Consider the following 16,054-nt stretch of genomic DNA (forward strand, 5'->3'; position numbering starts at 1 on the left):
CCCTCTGTCCTGCCGGACATCTCCCCCGCAAGGGGGGAGATTGCCAGCGTCACCGCTGCCGCTCTTCCTGCAACGTCGACGATTGGCGAAAGCGGAGATGACAGCCAATCTCCCCCCAAGCGGGGGAGATGTCCGGCAGGACAGAGGGGGGCAACGTAGGGCGCCACCTCCCAACGTTTATTCGCCAAGCCAATCACGCCACCGCCTCCAGCCCATGCCCGGCCATCAACTCGCCAAGCTGCTGCATCGAACGCTGGCCGCGCTTGGTGACGGAAGAAATGCGACCCTTCGAGATCACCGCGATGCGGTCCGACAGCGCCATGATCTCCTCCAGATCCTCCGAGATCAGCAACACGGCCGCTCCACGGTCGCGCGCCTCGATCAGCCTTCCGTGCACGTAAGCCACCGCGCCGACGTCGAGGCCGCGAGTCGGCTGGTTGGCGACAATGATGCGCGGGTCGGGATCGAGCGCGCGACCCAGAATGAGCTTTTGCATGTTGCCGCCGGACAAGAGACGAATGCGCGCGTCCGGCGACGGGCATTTCACGTCGTACTCGGCGATGATTTCTTCCGCGAAGGCTCTTGCAGCGTTCCAGTCGAGGAAGCCGCGGCTGCAGAAGCGCGGCGAGCGGTAGCTTTCAAGGATGAGGTTTTCGGCGACCGTCATGTCGCCGATGGTGCCGACGGCGTGGCGGTCCTCGGGAATGCGGCCGATGCCGAGGTCGAGCGCCTCCAGCGTCGACCATGGCGCGCGCTGTTCGCCGGCCAACGTGATGGTGCCCGCGGTCGGCGGTTCGCTGCCCGACAGCAGCGCGGCGAGTGCCGCCTGGCCGTTGCCGGAAACGCCGGCAAGGCCGAGTATCTCGCCGTCCTTCAGGGTCAGCGAAGCCCGGTCCAGCGGCGCGCCGGAACTTTTGCCGGCGGTCGACACCTCTTCCAGCACAAGGACGCGCCCGCCGAACGGCACATCGACGATCGGCGGCAGCGACGGCTCCTGTCCCACCATCAGCGCCGCCAGATCGGAGCGCGTGGTCTCCGATGTGCGGCGCTCGCCGGCTAGCTTGCCGCCGCGCAGCACAAGCACGCGGTCGCTCACCGCCATCACCTCGTTGAGCTTGTGCGAGATGAAGATGATCGACAGCCCCTGCGCGACCAGCAATTTCAGCGTCTTGAACAGGGCTTCCGTCTCGGCTGGCGTCAGCACGGCGGTCGGCTCGTCGAGGATCAGCACCCGCGCCTCGCGATAGAGCGCTTTCAAAATCTCGACGCGCTGCCGTTCGCCGACCGAGAGCGCCGACACCAGCGCGCCGGGGTCGACCGCGAGGCCGAAATCGCCCGCCAGCCGGCCAATGCGCAACCGCGCCTCCGTGCGGTCGAAGCGCGGCCGCCACATGGACTGCGTGCCAAGCGCAATGTTTTCCAGCACCGTCAGGTTCTCGGCCAGCGTAAAATGCTGGTGCACCATGCCGATGCCGGCCTTCAGTGCAGCCCCAGGATCGCCGGGCGGCAGCCGCTTGCCGAAGGCCTCGACAGTACCCTCGTCGGCGACATAGTGGCCGAACAGGATGTTCATGAGGGTCGTCTTGCCGGCACCGTTCTCGCCAAGCAGCGCGACGATTTCACCCTTGGCTAGGTCGAAGGAGATGGAATCGTTGGCGGTCAGCGCGCCGAACCGCTTGGTGATGTTTTGGAGGTGGAGGACAACATCGCGGCCTTCCCCTCCCCCTTGAGGGGAGGGTGGCGGCGAAGCCGTCGGGAGGGGTTGCTGCGGCAGTGCCCGGCGTCCTTTTCTGAAATGTCCACGCCACAAAGGTCGCCGAGCGCGGCCGCACGGACCCGACCCGGCGGCTTCGCCGCCACCCTCCCCTCGAGGGGGAGGGATAGGCGCTAGCTCGACTTCGGCTCCTCGTCGTTGATGGCAACCGTGAACGAGCCGTCCTTGATCGCCTTTTCCTTCTCGGCGACCAGTTTTTTCGCCTCTTCCGGAACCTTGGCTTCGAACGTGCCGAGCGGGGCCAGCGAGCAACCGCCTTCCTTCATGAAGGAATAGACGCCGTAGTCCTCCGCCTTGAAGCTGCCGGCCTTGACCGCCGCGATCGCCTTGTCGAGCGTCGGTTCGAAATGCCAAAGCGCCGAGGCAACGACCGTCTCCGGATAGTCGGCCTGCGTATCAATGACGTTGCCGATGGCCAGAACCTTGCGTTCCTTGGCGGCATCGGACACGCCGAAACGCTCGGCGTAGAGCAGGTCCGCGCCGCCGTCGATCTGGGCGAAAGCGGTTTCCTTGGCTTTCGGCGGGTCGAACCAGGAGCCGATGAAGGCAACCTGGAATTTCGTGTCGGGTGCGACTTCCTTAACACCTGCCATGAAGGCGTGCATGAGCCGGTTAACTTCCGGGATCGGGTAGCCGCCGACCATGCCGATGTTCTTCGCCTTGCTCATCGCGCCGGCGACGATGCCGGACAGGTAGGAGGCGTCCTGGATGTAATTGTCGAAGGTCGAGAAATTGGGAAGTGCTGCTTCCGGCTTGAAGCTCGATCCCATCAGGAAGGCGACGTCCGGATAGTCCTTGGCGACGATGCGGGCGGCGTCCTCCACGCCGAACACCTCGCCGAGGATCAGCTTGTTGCCGGCCTCGGCATACTCGCGCATGACGCGCTCGTAATCGGTGTTGGTCACATTCTCGGTGGCAGCGTATTCGATGTCGCCGCGATCCTTGGCGGCGTTCGCCGCCTTGTGCAGCCGGCTCACCCATTGCTGCTCGAAGGGCACGGTGTAGATCGCCGCGACCTTCAATTTCTCCTGGGCGAAAAGCCGGGTCGGCAGGCCGGAAACGGCGGTCAAGGCCACGCCGGCTCCGGCGGCCTTCAACATGGTACGACGGGAGAGCCCGGACAGCGTCCGGGGCGAAATTCGACTAGGCATTCGACCACCTCTGGTTGGCAGGCTTCAGGTTGAAAAAACTGATCCCGTTTTTATCGTTTGGTAAAGGTTATGCGAATTTCGACATGCCGGCAATCCGGGCATTTCCGGCTTTCCCCACCCGATTTTCCGGCGCGGAGATCCAAGTTCCAGGAGACGCGCACATTGACGCAGGCCGTTGCTCCGCATCCTGTCGCGGCTCACTTATTGCACTGCAACAAAACGGCTGGACATAAGGGACATGTCCGCTCCAAACTGCTTCGGAACGGACGCCTGCGGATGCCCCACCGGTTCGCTTTCGATTCAAGAAGGCATGGACCGGCACGCCGCCGCCGTATAGGGTAACTAAGCGTTTGGGAGCGGAACGCCGCAAGGCAAGACCAAGGTGAACGGCATGATGCGGCGCTTCGAACATGCGCGTATCCTCATGTACAGCCATGATACGTTCGGGCTCGGCCATCTCAGACGGTGCCGGACGATCGCCCATTCGCTGGTCGAGGATTTCCGTGGCCTCAACGTGCTGATCATCTCCGGCGCGCAGATTGCCGGCGCCTTCGACTACCGGGCGCGTGTCGATTTCGTGAAGATTCCCAGCGTCATCAAACTGCGCAATGGCGAATACACCTCGCTGGAACGCCATATCGACCTGCAGGAAACGCTGGAGATGCGGCGTTCGATCATCCGCTCCACCGCCGAGACGTTCCAGCCGGACATCTTCATCGTCGACAAGGAGCCGATGGGCCTGCGCGGCGAGGTCGAGGACACGCTGGCCTATCTGAAGACGAGGGGTACCACGCTGGTGCTTGGCCTGCGCGAGGTGCTCGACGCGCCGCACCTGCTCGACGCCGAGTGGACCCGGCGTGACACGATGCGCAAGATCAGCCTGTTCTACGACACGATCTGGGTCTACGGCCCTCCGGATTTCTACGATCCGCTGACCGGCCTCGACGTGCCGCCCGCCGTGCGCTCCAAGATGGACTTCGTCGGTTTCCTGCAGCGCAGCCTGTCACATGAGGCCGAGGCACCCGGCCACCGGCCGGAGGGCGACTATATTCTCGTCACCACTGGCGGCGGCGGCGACGGCGCGGAACTCATCCACGACGTCATCCACGCCTATCAGCAGGATCCGACCCTGACCCACAAGGCGTTGATCATGCTCGGACCCTATATGCCTGTGAAGAAGCGGCAGAGGCTGATCGCCAAGGGCGCGACAATCCCATACATTGAGATACGAGAATTCGATAACCGCATGGAAGAGCTGATTGCCGGCGCCAAGGGCGTCGTCGCGATGGGCGGCTACAATACCTATTGCGAGATCCTGTCCTTCGACAAGCCGGCGCTGATCGTGCCACGCACCGAGCCGCGCGAGGAACAATTGATCCGCGCCCAGCGCGCCTCCGAACTCGGCCTGATCGACATGCTGATGCCCGAGGAGGCCGCGGACGCCAGTCGTTTCGCCACTGCGCTCAAGGCGCTGCCCAAGCGTCCTCCGCCGTCGAAATCACGTCCCGATCTCCGGCTCGAAGGCTTGGCCAACATCTCCGGCATCGTGCAGAACTGGCTGGGCGAACAGCCGCCGTCGCACCTGTCCGTGGTCGAGGGCTGACGTCAGACCCTCCATGCGTCGAAAAACCGTCGTCCTGCTCAAGGGCTATCCCCGGCTGTCCGAAACCTTCATCGCGCAGGAACTGCGCGGGCTGGAACGCGCCGGGCTCGACCTCGTGCTGGTTTCCATGCGCCGCCCGACCGACAGGAAGCGCCACCCGGTGCATGACGAGATCAAGGCACCGGTCGTCTATCTCCCCGAATATCTTCACGAAGAACCGCTGCGTGTGGCGAGGGGTTTTCTGCTCGTACTGTTCCGGCCAGGCTTTTGGGGCATGCTCGGACGGTTCGTCTCCGACCTTGGCCGAGACCGGACCCGCAACCGTTTTCGGCGTTTCGGCCAGGCGCTGGTGCTTGCCGCCGAATGGCCGAAAGGCGCAGAATGGCTGCACGCGCATTTCATCCACACGCCGGCTTCGGTGGCAGCCTATGCCAGCAAGATCACGGGCATAGGATGGACCTGCTCGGCGCATGCCAAGGATATCTGGACCTCGCCCGATTGGGAATTGCAGCAGAAGCTGGCCTGCGCCCATTGGGTGGTCACCTGCACACATTCCGGTTTCGAGCATCTGCAATCCCTAGCTGCCGAGCCAGAGCGTGTGCATCTGAGCTATCATGGCCTCGACCTGGACCGTTTCGGTCCGTTCGCCGGCGAGCGGTCGGACGCCGACGGATCCGATCCGGCAAAGCCGGTGACGATCGTCAGCGTCGGACGCGCGGTCGGGAAGAAGGGTTACGACATTCTTCTGGAAGCGCTGGCGCTGCTGCCCAAAGACCTCTCATGGCGGTTCGAACATATCGGCGGCGGCGAAAAACTGCCTGAACTCAAGGTCTTGGCCGACAAACTGGGGATTTCGCAGCGCATCGAATGGAAGGGCGCGATGGCGCAGGAAGAGGTGCTGAAACACTACCGCAGCGCCGATCTGTTCGCGCTGGCATGCCGCGTCACCGACGACGGCGACCGCGACGGGTTGCCCAACGTGCTGGTAGAAGCCTCCAGCCAGCGCCTGCCCTGCATCTCGACGACCATCTCCGGCATACCCGAACTGATCACCGAAGGCGAGAACGGGCTGCTGGTGCCGCCGAAGGACGCAAAAGCCTTGGCCAACGCGCTGGAGCGCGCCATCCGCGATCCGGACCTGCGCAGAAGGCTCGGCAACGCGGCGGAACACCGCGTGCGCGCGCATTTCGACCACCATACCAGCATCGACCAGCTCGTCGGATTGTTCGAGGGCGAATGGCGATAAAAGACGGCGTCACGCCCAAAATCCTGTTTTATGTCCAGCACCTGCTGGGAATAGGGCACCTCGCACGGGCCAGCAGGGTTGCCGCGGCTCTGCAAAATGACGGTTTTTCGGTCACGATCGTCACCGGCGGCCTGCCTGTGCGCGGTTTTCCACCTTCCCAGCTAGACCATGTCGCACTGCCGGCGGTGACCTCGGCCTCCGAGGCGTTTTCCGGCCTGATCGATGCCGATGGAAATGTGGTCGATGACGCCTTCAAAGAGCGCCGGCGCGAATTGCTGATCGACACGCTGCATGAGCTGCGGCCGGACATCGTCGTCATCGAGGCTTTTCCGTTCGGGCGCCGCCAGGTGCGGTTCGAACTGCTGCCGCTGCTTGAAGCGGTCGCCGGAATGAACCCTCGCCCAAAACTGGTGACGTCGGTTCGAGACCTGCTTCAGGAGCGGGTGAAACCTGGGCGCAACGAGGAGACGGTCGAACTGCTGAATGCACATTTCGATCTCGTGATGGTCCATGGCGACCCGAAATTTTCGCGACTGGAGGACACGTTCCCGCTGGCCGCCGAAATCCGCCCGCCGGTCGGGTACACCGGGCTGGTCGCGGCACCGCCACCCGCCCTGCCGAGCGAAACCTTTCAAGTGCTGATTTCGGCCGGAGGCGGCGCGGCCGGGGCCGATCTGGTCAAGGCGGCGATCGAAGCGGCCCGGCTTCTGCCGGATATCCGCGACTGGGCGCTGATCACCGGACCGAACCTTCCGCAATCTGCATATGACGCGGCCACCGCCGAAGCGCCGCCGGGCTTAAAACTGTTCCGCTTCCGCGAGGATTTTCCGAGCCTGCTGGCAGGCGCGGAACTGTCAGTGTCGCAGGCGGGCTACAACACCGTCTGCGACGTGCTGAGGGCCGGCTGCCGGTCGCTGCTGGTGCCGTTCAGCGCCGGCGGCGAAACCGAACAGACGGCGCGTGCCGAGCGGCTGGAAAATCTGGGGCTAGCGACGACGCTGCTGGAGCACGGCCTGACCGGTCGTCAACTCGCCGCAGCGATCACCGTGGCGCTGGCGCGGCCAAAGCCGCCGGCCGCAGCACTGGACCTTGACGGCGCCAACGGAGCGGCAAGACTTTTGATGACGTTGCTATAGGCAGCAGCGTGCTGGACAGTTCGGCAGGTCCGGTAGTAATCTTGCCTACCGATGTCAGCAGAGTCGAGCTGGCCTTGGGCCACCGCTTCAGAAAGGCGGCCTCATGTCGAACGTGGAAAAGATCAGCGTCGCCGTCACCCCGGAAATGGCAGCCATGATGCGCCAGGCAGTCGAATCCGGCGAATATGCTTCGGCTAGCGAAGTCATGCGGGAGGCCTTGCGCGACTGGAAGCAGCGCCGGCTTGAGAGGGAGCGTGCAATCGAGAAGATTGGCAGGCTATGGGATGAAGGAATCGCTAGCGGACCAGCAATAGATGGCGAAGAGGTATTTGCTCGACTGAGGCGCAAGCTTGACGACAAGATCGCCGGTCGCAAATCAAGATGACCGTTCGCTTCAGGCCGGAAGCTGAAGCCGATATCGAGGCGATAGTGCTCTATATCGCAGAAGACAACCCGTCCGCGGCGACGCACTGGGTTCATGAAATCCACGCCAAATGCGAGACGCTTGGGAAAATGCCCGGTATGGGTGTGGCACGATCGGAAATTCGACAGGGTTTGCGAACTTTTCCAGCTGGCAACTACTTGATTTTCCACCAACTGGTCGATGCCGGCGTGGAAATTGTCCGCGTCGTTCACGGCGCTCGGTAATGGCAGGATATGTTGTAGCCGGCGTCAAACCCGCCCGATCAGCATATATCGCGTATATTTCTTCATCGGCAGTTCGCCGGCGAAGTCGATATGCGACAGACCCGCCAGTTCGCCGAAAGCGTCGAGGCACGCCACACAGGCGATATGCGTCGGCTCGGCGAAATAATTGTTGGACTGCAACAGCACCCGCGTGCCCTTCGGCATCAGCGACAGCCACGACCGGATATCTGGGATATGCTCGCAGCTCGTGTTGACCACGAGGTCTGGCCGCCGGCCAACATAGTCGAGCCTGTACATGTCGGCCGTCACCGCCCGGAATCGTTCCTCATGCGCGTGGTTCAGGGTCTCGGCGATCTCTCCGACCGCGGGATCGATGTCGCTGTTCTCGATGAGGCCGATCTTGAAGCGCGGGTCGTCCAGCAGCATGGCTGCAAGCACGCCGTACCAGCCGCCGACGATCCATATTTCACCGAAAACGCCACCCACCCTTTCAAAAAGGCTGTCTCGCGCCCACATTTTGCAGGCGACCTGCTTATGGTTGAAGGCGTTGCCGATGTCGGCTTCCGGATGCTTGGCGATGACCCTCGACAGGCCTTTGACAAGCGGACTTCGGCAATAGACGGCGATGCCTCGCGTCAGGTCGAAAGCGTGTTCATGCCAATCTTCATCGGCGTAGCAAGGCTGGGTAGCGTCCATGATGCGGCTGTTGTAGGCTGGCATCGTTGGGGAAGCAATCGAAGACCTTCAGACGGAATTTCATGCATCTGCACAAGCCATTGATCGCGGCCGGCACCATCGATGCGGACCGTTCGCCTTTTCGGGCGGTCGAGCGCGGGGCTCGCTGACGCACGATGGAAAGAAGCCTCGCCCGCTACATCTGGACCCATACCTGGCGGCAGCAGCTCTGGATCGTCTTCGTCGTCGCTTTGTCGATGATCCCTTACTTCATGTCGTTCGATCTGCCGAAGCAGATCGTCAACGGCCCCATCCAGGGCGAAGGTTTCGAGACGCCCGGCGCCACGCAGCCCTTCATGGCGATCGACATCGACGTGCCGCTTCTCGGCTCGTTCCATCTGTTCGACGGATTCGAGTTCAACCGCACCCAGACGCTGGTGGGGCTGAGTCTGATCTTCCTGTCGCTGGTTATCATCAACGGCATCTTCAAGCTCTACATCAACACCTACAAGGGCCGGCTCGGGGAGCGCATGCTGCGGCGTATCCGGTTCGAGCTGGTCGACCAGGTGCTGCGTTTCCCGCCGGGCCATTTCAAGCGAGTCAAGGCGGCGGAAGTCGCGACCATGGTCAAGGACGAGGTGGAGCCGCTCGGCGGCTTCATCGGCGACGCCTTCGTCACCCCCGCGCAACTTGGCGGCCAAGCGCTGACCGCGCTGATCTTCATCATCCTGCAGAGCTTCTGGCTCGGCATGATCGCGGCGGTGATCGTCGGCATCCAACTCGTCATCATCCCGCAGATGCGCAAGCGGCTGATCCGGCTGGGCCGCGAGCGGCAGCTGACGGCGCGCGCGCTGTCCGGCCGCGTCGGCGAGATCGTCGACGGCATCGGCGCAATCCACATCAACGACACGTCCAACTACGAACGCGCCGACATCGCCGACCGGCTCGGCCTGATCTTCAAGATCCGCTACGACCTCTACCAGTGGAAATTCCTGGTCAAGTTCATCAACAATTTCCTCGCCCAGGTGACGCCGTTCCTGTTCTACCTGGTCGGCGGCTGGTTCGCGCTGCAGGGTCGGCTCGACATCGGCCAGCTGGTCGCCGTCATCAACGCCTACAAGGACCTTCCCGGCCCGCTGAAGGAACTGATCGACTGGGACCAGAACCGCCAGGACGTGCAGGTCAAATACGCGCAGGTGGTCGAGCAGTTTACCGTCGACACCATTCTGGATCCGAAACTGCAGACGCTGACCATTGAGCCGATTGCCCCGCTCGGCGGTGGGCTGAGCACCGTCAACCTGTCGCTGACCGACGATGGCGGCGCCAGGCTGCTGGATCGTGTCACCGTGCAGATCAATCCCGGCGAAAAAGTCGCGGTGGTCGGTACGGCTGCAAGCGGCGCTGAAGCGCTGGCCGAAGCCTTGAGCCGGCTGATATGGCCGGAATCCGGCCGAATCACCACCGGAGGCAGTGATCTGCTCGACGTGCCCGAATCGATCACCGGACGCCGTATCGCTTATGCCTCGTCGGAATCCTACCTGTTCCAGGGCTCGCTGCGCGACAATCTGCTCTACGGGCTGAAGCACGCGCCGCTGACCGAGGTAACCTACGAGGGCGCCAAGGCGGCGCAACGCCGCTGGGCTATCGCCGAGGCGAAAAACGCCGGCAACCCGCATTATGACATCAACAGCGACTGGATTGACTATGCTTCGGCCGGCGCGACCGGCCCGTCCGATCTCTACCATGCGATCCGCCCGGTGCTCGACGCCGTCGTGCTGTCGCAGGACATTCTGGATCTCGGCCTGCGGTCGCGCATCGATCCCCGCCTGCATCCGGAGATCACCAGCCGCATCGTCGAAGTGCGCGAAGCACTTCGCAAGCGTCTCGAGGAAGAGGGCTTGAGCGATCTGGTCGCCTCGTTCGAGCCGGGCGAATACAACACCCAGGCGACGATCGGCGAAAACCTCCTATTCGGCACGGCGACGGGGTCGGAACTGACCGGCAAGGAACTGGCGGGCAACGCCTATTTCCGTTCCGTGCTGCGGCAGGACGGTCTGGCCGAGACGCTCTACCAAATGGGCCTTCAGATCGCCGACCAGGCGATCGAGCTGTTTGCCGACCTGCCGCCGGACCACCCGTTCTTCCAGCAGCTCGCCTTCATGACGGCGGAGGACATTCCGGAATACACGCAGTTGCTGCAGCGGCTACGCGGCCGCCCCTTCGACGCTGCGTCGGATGACGACCGGGCCAAGATCATCAAGCTTTCCTTCGCCTATATCGAACCTCGGCACCGTTTCGGCCTGCTGACTCCGGAGTTGATGGACAAGATCGTGGCGGCGCGCCAGCGCTTCTATGACGGCCTGCCCAAGGAACTGGAAGGCTCGATCGAACGTTACGCCCCCGAGAAATACACGACCGCGGCGACGCTGAGCGACAACATGCTGTTCGGCCGCATCGCCCACAACCAGCCGGACGGGCCGGAGCGCATCCGTTCGCTGATCCGAGAACTGCTCGACACGCTCGGCCTGCATGACGAGGTGCTGGACATCGGACTTGATTTCAATGTCGGTGTCGGCGGTCGACGTCTCACGGGGGCGCAGCGGCAAAAGCTCGATGTAGCCCGGGCATTGTTGAAACACCCGGACTTTCTTATCTTTAACAGACCGCTTGCCGCGCTCGACCAGCGGTCGCAGGATGTGGTCACAAAGAACGTGCTCGAAGAGGCGACAAGGGACGGACGCAATCCGGCGATCCTCTGGGTCCTGCCGAACCCACATCTCGCGAACCTTTTCGAGCGTGTAATCGTTTTCCACGCAGGCGAACTTGTGGAGGACGGAACGCACGAGACTCTATCGACTAAAAACGGTACTTTCGCACGGCTGTTGGCATAACGGGGCAGGCTGTGCGATGATCTTTCGGGGTGAATGGTCATGCTGTTGAACGACGAAGTGGGAATGTTGCGGAAAGTTCCGCTGTTTTCCCGCGTTGCGCCGGCCAAGCTGAAGCTGCTAGCCTTCACCTCGGATCGGGTCTCCTACAAGGAGGGACAGACGCTGTTCCACCAAGGCGATGAAGGTGACGCAGCCTATGTCGTGCTTTCCGGGAAAGCAGACATCATCGTCGATTCCTCCACCGGGCAGATCAAGGTCGCCGAGGTCGAACCCAACGAGATCGTCGGCGAGATCGCCATCCTGTGCGACGTCTCGCGCACCGCCACGGTGCGCGCCTCGATGCCGCTGGAGGCTCTGCGCATCCGCAAGGACCACTTCCTGCGGCTGCTCACCGAGTTTCCCGAGATGACGGTCGAGATCGTCAAGGTGCTGGCCGACCGCCTCAGCCATACCACGGCTGAACTCACGGCAGCACGCAGCAAGGCGAGGCAGGCAAATTCCTAGCGCGCGCATAAAAGACCGTCCGGACATGGACACCAGCACCGCCGATTTCCGGCGGAAGGTTGAACTCGTGCCGAAGCCGCCGGCCGGCGGCATGGAAGGTCCGGTGCTGCATGCGCTGAAGACCAACACGGTTCCCGACCTCACCGAGATCCTGCGCAGGAAGGCGGCGATAGAACTCGGCAAGGATACCACGTCCGACAATGCCTTCCGCGTGAAGTTGTGGGGAACGCGCGGCAGCATTCCTGTGTGCGGACGGGAATTCCGGCGCCATGGCGGCAACACGCCCTGCGTCGAGATGCGCTGCGGCGACCACACGATGATATTCGACGCCGGCAGCGGCATACGACCCGCCGGCCTTTCAGTCATGCAGTCCGGCGCCAAGGACGTGCATTTGTTCTTCACGCATTTCCACTACGATCATGTGCTTGGCCTGCCGTTCTTCTCACCGCTGTGGGTTCCCTCGATCAACGTCCAGGTCTGGTCGGGGCTCGGCACCATATCGACGCATGAGATGTTGCATGAATTGATGCGCGCGCCGTGGTTCCCCGTGTCGATCAGCATCTGCCAGGCGACGCTGGCGACACGCGACTTCAAATCCGGCGACGTCCTCAAACCGTGGCCGGACGTGACGATCAGGACCGCCAATTTGAACCACCCGGGTGGTTGCGTCGGCTACCGCGTCGAATTCGGCGGCAGGGCCGTGGCGCTCATCAGCGACACGGAACATGTCGAGGGCGAACTCGACAAGAACATACTCGGCCTGATCGACAAGGCCGACCTCGTCATCTACGACGCCACCTACACCGAAGCCGAGATGGTGAAGAAACGCGGCTGGGGCCATTCGACCTGGCAGGAAGGTGTGAAGCTCTGCAAGGCGGCCGGCGCGAAAAAGCTGGCCCTGTTCCACCACGATCCGTTCCGCACCGACGCGGCGCTCGACGCGCTGCAGGCGGAAGCGAAAGCGGTCTTCCCCGGCGCGTTCGCGGCGCGCGACGGCCAGACCATCACCATGAAGATCAGGCAGGGCGCCGCGAAGCGAGCGTAGGTTTCGATATTTCTCGTTTGGACGGCACAGGCCTCGCGATTGCCGAGGCTTTTCCAACACCATCAAACCATCCCGCGACGTTACCCGTCCAACAGGTTGTCGACCGATCGCCAGCGGCAAACAGGCACAGTGACCTCGAACAGCCGGTCCAGAAAATCCCACGCCGCCTCGTCATGAACGAGATGATGCGTCAGCAGCCCGACCGGCGGATGCAGCGGATCGGCCAGCGCCGCCTCGAGTTGCCCGACAATCTCGCCGACGAGGACGCCATGATCGCGGCAGCCGCGCGTGCCGTGCCAGTCGATGATGTCAATCGTGCTGTTGATGACGCGGATCGACGCCCGTTTCGGCTTGCCGAAGACCGACAGGCCCCGATAGCCAAGCGCGGCCAGCGACGGAACCAAGGCGGGGTCAATACGATTCCATGGCGGGACGAGCACGGGCGATGCCTGTGTGCCAAACAGGTCGCCGATACGACGCAGCCCATGCGCCAGTTCACCAAGCACAATCTCGGCCGGACGATGCAGACCGAGTTCCTGCTTCTTGGTCTCCGGCGGCGCGTGGTTTTCATGCGACCAACCATGGACCAATGCCGAGACGTGCGGCGCATGCGCAAGACGGCGCGCCAAAGCTACCCGAGCATGGGCCGGGATGACGGCGAGCGCGAGCGGCAGATCATGTTTCGCCGTGACGGTGACCAGCCGGTCCAGCGGCGGAGACGGCTCGACGGCATCGTCGTCGCGTAGCCAGAAGCTTGGTCGCCGGCCGGCATCGCGCCATCGGGCGAGCGCTTCGTTCAACGGCTGCCAGGTCGCATCATTCATGGCTCGAACCTCGCCAGCAAGGATTTCAGGGTCGTCGCCGCTCTTTCCAGCGACCGCTCCTCAAGCACGAAGCACCGTGCGTCCGCTCCCATGGATCTGCGCAGGCCGGCATCGGCAAGCAGGCGGCGGATCGCGCCGGCATAGGCGTCGGCGTCGGGCGGCGTCAGCAGGCCGGTCTCGCCATCGCGCACGACCTCCGGCACGCCCGCTATTGCCATCGCGACAACCGGCAGTCCCGCTGCCTGCGCTTCAAGGTAAGCCAGCCCGAACGCTTCACCGAATCCCGGCCAGACATAGATGTCTCCGCCCGCCAGGATCCTCGGTATCTCTTCCGGCTTTCGTTCGCCGAACCATTCGATCCGTCCCGGCTCGAAGGCGGCGAACAAGGATCGCACCTCTTCGCCGGACGGACCGTCGCCGACAATGACGAGTGTCCACGGCAGGTCGACGCAAAGCGCCATCGTGGCAGCCAGCAACCGGTAGCTGTCCAGTTTGTCGCCAGGACGCATCATGGCGACCGTCACCAAACGCGGAACCCCGCCGTTGGGTTGTTGCGGCTCATATTCTTTTGAGAGACCCCTAACCCCTCCCCACAAGGGGGAGGGGGACTTTTCGACCGCCGCGCCAGCTAAGACTGTCGACGATTGGCGGATGACAGAGATGCCAGCCGGTCCCCCTCCCCCTTGTGGGGAGGGGTTAGGGGTAACTTCATCCGCAGCTTTTGAAGATGCCCTCAAGGCTGACGCGCCAAACAGCGACGTGTCGATGAACGGCGGCAGCATGGCGAGCCGATCCTCGCCAACGATGCCGGCAAGCCCTTCGCGATCACGTTCCGTAAAGCACAGGCTGAGCGCCGCCCGCTCCAACCCTTGCCGGACGACGCCTTGCGCCTCCGCCCACGGTCCGGCGTCGCGGCTGCGCGTATAGGAGGCCTCCGCTGTAACGTAAGGGATGCCGAACGCCTTGGCCAAGGGTGGGCCGAGATAGTCCGGCGCCTTGTAATAGGTGTGGTAGCAGAAGAAGAGGTCGGGCACTTCCCCTCCCCGCCAGTCCGTGGCGAGACGCGCGGCCTCGACCTCGCCTTCGCCACGCCTGATGGCGAAATCCTCTGGAGTCGAGGCATAGCCGCGAAACCGCGACGCAAGGGAAACCGTATGTCCGGACAGGCGCATCGCCTGCATCAGCAGCCGCGCCATCAAACGGTCGCCCGACGGCACCGGATGGTCCGGCGGCTTCAGCGGTGCATGAAAGGCGATGCGCATGATGCCATGCCTATGCCGGCGCGCGTATCCAAGTCAATTTGGCCGGGACGAACGAGCGGTTCGCACCCATATGAAAGGAAATGTGCTAGGAAAACACCAATGGACAGCAGCCGCGCCATCGATGACCCGTTCTTCGCGAGCATACCCGCCTTCTCGGAATTCGAAGGCGTGGTGGATACGCGGAACTACCGCCCTCTCCCGGATGATTGGGCGTTGGCGACCACCGATATCGTCGGCTCGACCAAGGCGATCCAGGAGGGGCGCTACAAAGCGGTGAACATGGCCGGCGCCAGTGCGATTTCGGCCCTTCTCAACGCCATCGGCCGTCGCGACCTGCCTTTCGTCTTCGGCGGCGACGGCGCCGTCGTGGCTTTTCCCGCCCGCGCCACCGCTGCGGCCGTATCCGCGCTTGCCGCGACACAGGCCTGGGTGGCCGACGAACTGGACCTCAGCCTGCGCGCCGCTCTGGTGCCGATGAAGGAGATCCGCGCACGCGGGCTCGATGTGCGCGTTGCCATGTTCCGCGCCAGCAAGAATGTCTCCTACGCGATGTTCATCGGCGGGGGCACGAGTTGGGCGGAGGCCGAGATGAAGGCCGGCCGCTTTGCTGTTCCCTCTGCGCCGAGTGGCGCCCGGCCCGATCTCACCGGACTTTCCTGCCGCTGGAATCCGATCGATGCGCGGCGCGGCGAAATCGTCTCGATCATCGCCGTGCCTGCCGTGGTCGGCAGCAACATGGCCGCCTTCCAAGAACTGGTGACCGATATCGTCGCGCTGGTCGGCGAGGCCGGGGATGACGGCCACCCGGCACGGGCCGAGGCACTGTCATTCGGCTTTCCGCCAAAAGGGCTGGAAGCCGAGGCCCGGGCAATGGCGCCGAAAGGCAAGCGGCTCTGGCCGAAACTGTCGATCTTGGGACAGGTCCTGCTGAGCAAGGCGCTTGTCACGACGGGACTTAATCTCGGCAGTTTCAACGCGCGTCGCTACGTCCAGGAAGTTTCGGAGAATTCCGATTTCCGGAAATTCGATGATGGATTGAAAATGACCGTCGACCTCGACGAGGCGCATTTCCGCAAGGTCGAGGAAAGGCTGAAACGGGCGGAGGAAGAAGGCGTCTGCCGTTTCGGCCTGCATCGCCAGAACTCGGCGCTGATGACCTGCATCGTCGTGACTCCCCTCGAACACGACCATATCCATTTCGTCGACGGCGCCGCGGGCGGCTATGCTATGGCGGCGGCGAACCTTAAAGCGAAGGCCGCATGACCGTACAGACCTGCCCGGATCGTCCGTCTCCC

Annotated in this window: 14 protein-coding genes; 9 read left to right on the forward strand and 5 right to left on the reverse strand. The window is 63.2% G+C overall.

From position 1 onward, the window contains the following. Positions 1-193 precede the first annotated feature (193 nt). Together ACSBOB_RS28860 and ACSBOB_RS28865 are read right to left on the reverse strand one after the other, a co-directional pair. The gene (locus ACSBOB_RS28860; protein WP_442583869.1) at positions 194-1,684 is read right to left on the reverse strand and encodes an ABC transporter ATP-binding protein; all 1,491 of its coding nucleotides are present in this window, start codon (positions 1,682-1,684) and stop codon (positions 194-196) included. Positions 1,685-1,887: 203 nt separating this feature from the next. Next, complete coding sequence (locus tag ACSBOB_RS28865) at positions 1,888-2,925, reverse strand: BMP family protein (RefSeq protein ID WP_442579458.1); 1,038 nt, start codon at positions 2,923-2,925, stop codon at positions 1,888-1,890. Positions 2,926-3,316: 391 nt separating this feature from the next. Here ACSBOB_RS28865 and ACSBOB_RS28870 point away from each other — a divergent pair, with 391 nt between their 5' ends. The 5 genes from ACSBOB_RS28870 (at position 3,317) to ACSBOB_RS28890 (ending at position 7,558) form a co-directional block, all read left to right on the forward strand. After that, complete coding sequence (locus ACSBOB_RS28870) at positions 3,317-4,528, forward strand: glycosyltransferase family protein (RefSeq protein ID WP_442583870.1); 1,212 nt, start codon at positions 3,317-3,319, stop codon at positions 4,526-4,528. A 13-nt stretch (positions 4,529-4,541) separates the two neighbouring features. Next, positions 4,542-5,774, forward strand: coding sequence for a glycosyltransferase family 4 protein (locus ACSBOB_RS28875; RefSeq protein ID WP_442579459.1), 1,233 nt, complete (start codon positions 4,542-4,544; stop codon positions 5,772-5,774). Further along, entirely contained in the window at positions 5,765-6,910 is a 1,146-nt protein-coding gene (locus ACSBOB_RS28880; protein WP_442579460.1) for a glycosyltransferase family protein, read from the forward strand. Before ACSBOB_RS28875 ends, ACSBOB_RS28880 begins: the two co-directional genes overlap by 10 nt. Positions 6,911-7,013: 103 nt before the next feature. Further along, on the forward strand, positions 7,014-7,295 hold the full coding sequence (locus ACSBOB_RS28885) for a type II toxin-antitoxin system ParD family antitoxin (RefSeq protein ID WP_442579461.1): 282 nt from the start codon (positions 7,014-7,016) through the stop codon (positions 7,293-7,295). Then, positions 7,292-7,558, forward strand: coding sequence for a type II toxin-antitoxin system RelE/ParE family toxin (locus ACSBOB_RS28890; protein WP_442579462.1), 267 nt, complete (start codon positions 7,292-7,294; stop codon positions 7,556-7,558). Before ACSBOB_RS28885 ends, ACSBOB_RS28890 begins: the two co-directional genes overlap by 4 nt. A 24-nt stretch (positions 7,559-7,582) precedes the next feature. Here ACSBOB_RS28890 and ACSBOB_RS28895 read toward each other — a convergent pair whose 3' ends face one another. Continuing rightward, positions 7,583-8,278, reverse strand: coding sequence for a class I SAM-dependent methyltransferase (locus ACSBOB_RS28895; protein ID WP_442579463.1), 696 nt, complete (start codon positions 8,276-8,278; stop codon positions 7,583-7,585). 131 nt (positions 8,279-8,409) lie between these two features. On the opposite strand from ACSBOB_RS28895, the gene ACSBOB_RS28900 reads away from it, so the two are divergent. Genes ACSBOB_RS28900 through ACSBOB_RS28910 form a run of 3 tightly spaced genes read left to right on the forward strand, consistent with a single transcriptional unit; the run spans position 8,410 to position 12,673 of the window. Beyond that, positions 8,410-11,124: an ABC transporter transmembrane domain-containing protein gene (locus ACSBOB_RS28900; protein ID WP_442579464.1), complete on the forward strand. Its 2,715-nt coding sequence runs from the start codon at positions 8,410-8,412 to the stop codon at positions 11,122-11,124. 39 nt (positions 11,125-11,163) lie between these two features. After that, positions 11,164-11,628, forward strand: a complete 465-nt coding sequence (locus ACSBOB_RS28905; RefSeq protein WP_442579465.1) for a cyclic nucleotide-binding domain-containing protein — start codon at positions 11,164-11,166, stop codon at positions 11,626-11,628. A 25-nt stretch (positions 11,629-11,653) separates the two neighbouring features. Further along, the gene (locus ACSBOB_RS28910) at positions 11,654-12,673 is read left to right on the forward strand and encodes an MBL fold metallo-hydrolase (RefSeq protein WP_442579466.1); all 1,020 of its coding nucleotides are present in this window, start codon (positions 11,654-11,656) and stop codon (positions 12,671-12,673) included. A gap of 80 nt (positions 12,674-12,753) precedes the next feature. On the opposite strand, the gene ACSBOB_RS28915 is transcribed toward ACSBOB_RS28910, so the two are convergent. Together ACSBOB_RS28915 and ACSBOB_RS28920 are read right to left on the reverse strand one after the other, a co-directional pair. Continuing rightward, a complete protein-coding gene (locus tag ACSBOB_RS28915; protein WP_442579467.1) occupies positions 12,754-13,497 on the reverse strand; it encodes a polysaccharide deacetylase family protein in 744 nt (247 codons plus the stop codon). Beyond that, the gene (locus ACSBOB_RS28920; RefSeq protein ID WP_442579468.1) at positions 13,494-14,759 is read right to left on the reverse strand and encodes a glycosyltransferase family 4 protein; all 1,266 of its coding nucleotides are present in this window, start codon (positions 14,757-14,759) and stop codon (positions 13,494-13,496) included. Before ACSBOB_RS28920 ends, ACSBOB_RS28915 begins: the two co-directional genes overlap by 4 nt. A gap of 99 nt (positions 14,760-14,858) precedes the next feature. On the opposite strand from ACSBOB_RS28920, the gene ACSBOB_RS28925 reads away from it, so the two are divergent. Then, positions 14,859-16,022: a DUF3095 domain-containing protein gene (locus ACSBOB_RS28925; RefSeq protein WP_442579469.1), complete on the forward strand. Its 1,164-nt coding sequence runs from the start codon at positions 14,859-14,861 to the stop codon at positions 16,020-16,022. The last annotated feature ends 32 nt before the right edge of the window (positions 16,023-16,054 follow it).

It is taken from the genome of Mesorhizobium sp. KACC 23794 (genome assembly GCF_052180275.1).
Taxonomy (GTDB): Bacteria; Pseudomonadota; Alphaproteobacteria; order Rhizobiales; family Rhizobiaceae; genus Kumtagia.

What these genes read in the sequence shown, in the direction of transcription:
- ACSBOB_RS28865 (WP_442579458.1), bottom strand. Translation starts at nt 2,925, where the DNA reads ATGCCTAGTCGAATTTCGCCCCGGACGCTGTCCGGGCTCTCCCGTCGT.
- ACSBOB_RS28870 (WP_442583870.1), top strand. Translation starts at nt 3,317, where the DNA reads ATGATGCGGCGCTTCGAACATGCGCGTATCCTCATGTACAGCCATGAT.
- ACSBOB_RS28875 (WP_442579459.1), top strand. Translation starts at nt 4,542, where the DNA reads ATGCGTCGAAAAACCGTCGTCCTGCTCAAGGGCTATCCCCGGCTGTCC.
- ACSBOB_RS28880 (WP_442579460.1), top strand. Translation starts at nt 5,765, where the DNA reads ATGGCGATAAAAGACGGCGTCACGCCCAAAATCCTGTTTTATGTCCAG.
- ACSBOB_RS28885 (WP_442579461.1), top strand. Translation starts at nt 7,014, where the DNA reads ATGTCGAACGTGGAAAAGATCAGCGTCGCCGTCACCCCGGAAATGGCA.
- ACSBOB_RS28890 (WP_442579462.1), top strand. Translation starts at nt 7,292, where the DNA reads ATGACCGTTCGCTTCAGGCCGGAAGCTGAAGCCGATATCGAGGCGATA.
- ACSBOB_RS28895 (WP_442579463.1), bottom strand. Translation starts at nt 8,278, where the DNA reads ATGCCAGCCTACAACAGCCGCATCATGGACGCTACCCAGCCTTGCTAC.
- ACSBOB_RS28900 (WP_442579464.1), top strand. Translation starts at nt 8,410, where the DNA reads ATGGAAAGAAGCCTCGCCCGCTACATCTGGACCCATACCTGGCGGCAG.
- ACSBOB_RS28905 (WP_442579465.1), top strand. Translation starts at nt 11,164, where the DNA reads ATGCTGTTGAACGACGAAGTGGGAATGTTGCGGAAAGTTCCGCTGTTT.
- ACSBOB_RS28910 (WP_442579466.1), top strand. Translation starts at nt 11,654, where the DNA reads ATGGACACCAGCACCGCCGATTTCCGGCGGAAGGTTGAACTCGTGCCG.
- ACSBOB_RS28915 (WP_442579467.1), bottom strand. Translation starts at nt 13,497, where the DNA reads ATGAATGATGCGACCTGGCAGCCGTTGAACGAAGCGCTCGCCCGATGG.
- ACSBOB_RS28920 (WP_442579468.1), bottom strand. Translation starts at nt 14,759, where the DNA reads ATGCGCATCGCCTTTCATGCACCGCTGAAGCCGCCGGACCATCCGGTG.
- ACSBOB_RS28925 (WP_442579469.1), top strand. Translation starts at nt 14,859, where the DNA reads ATGGACAGCAGCCGCGCCATCGATGACCCGTTCTTCGCGAGCATACCC.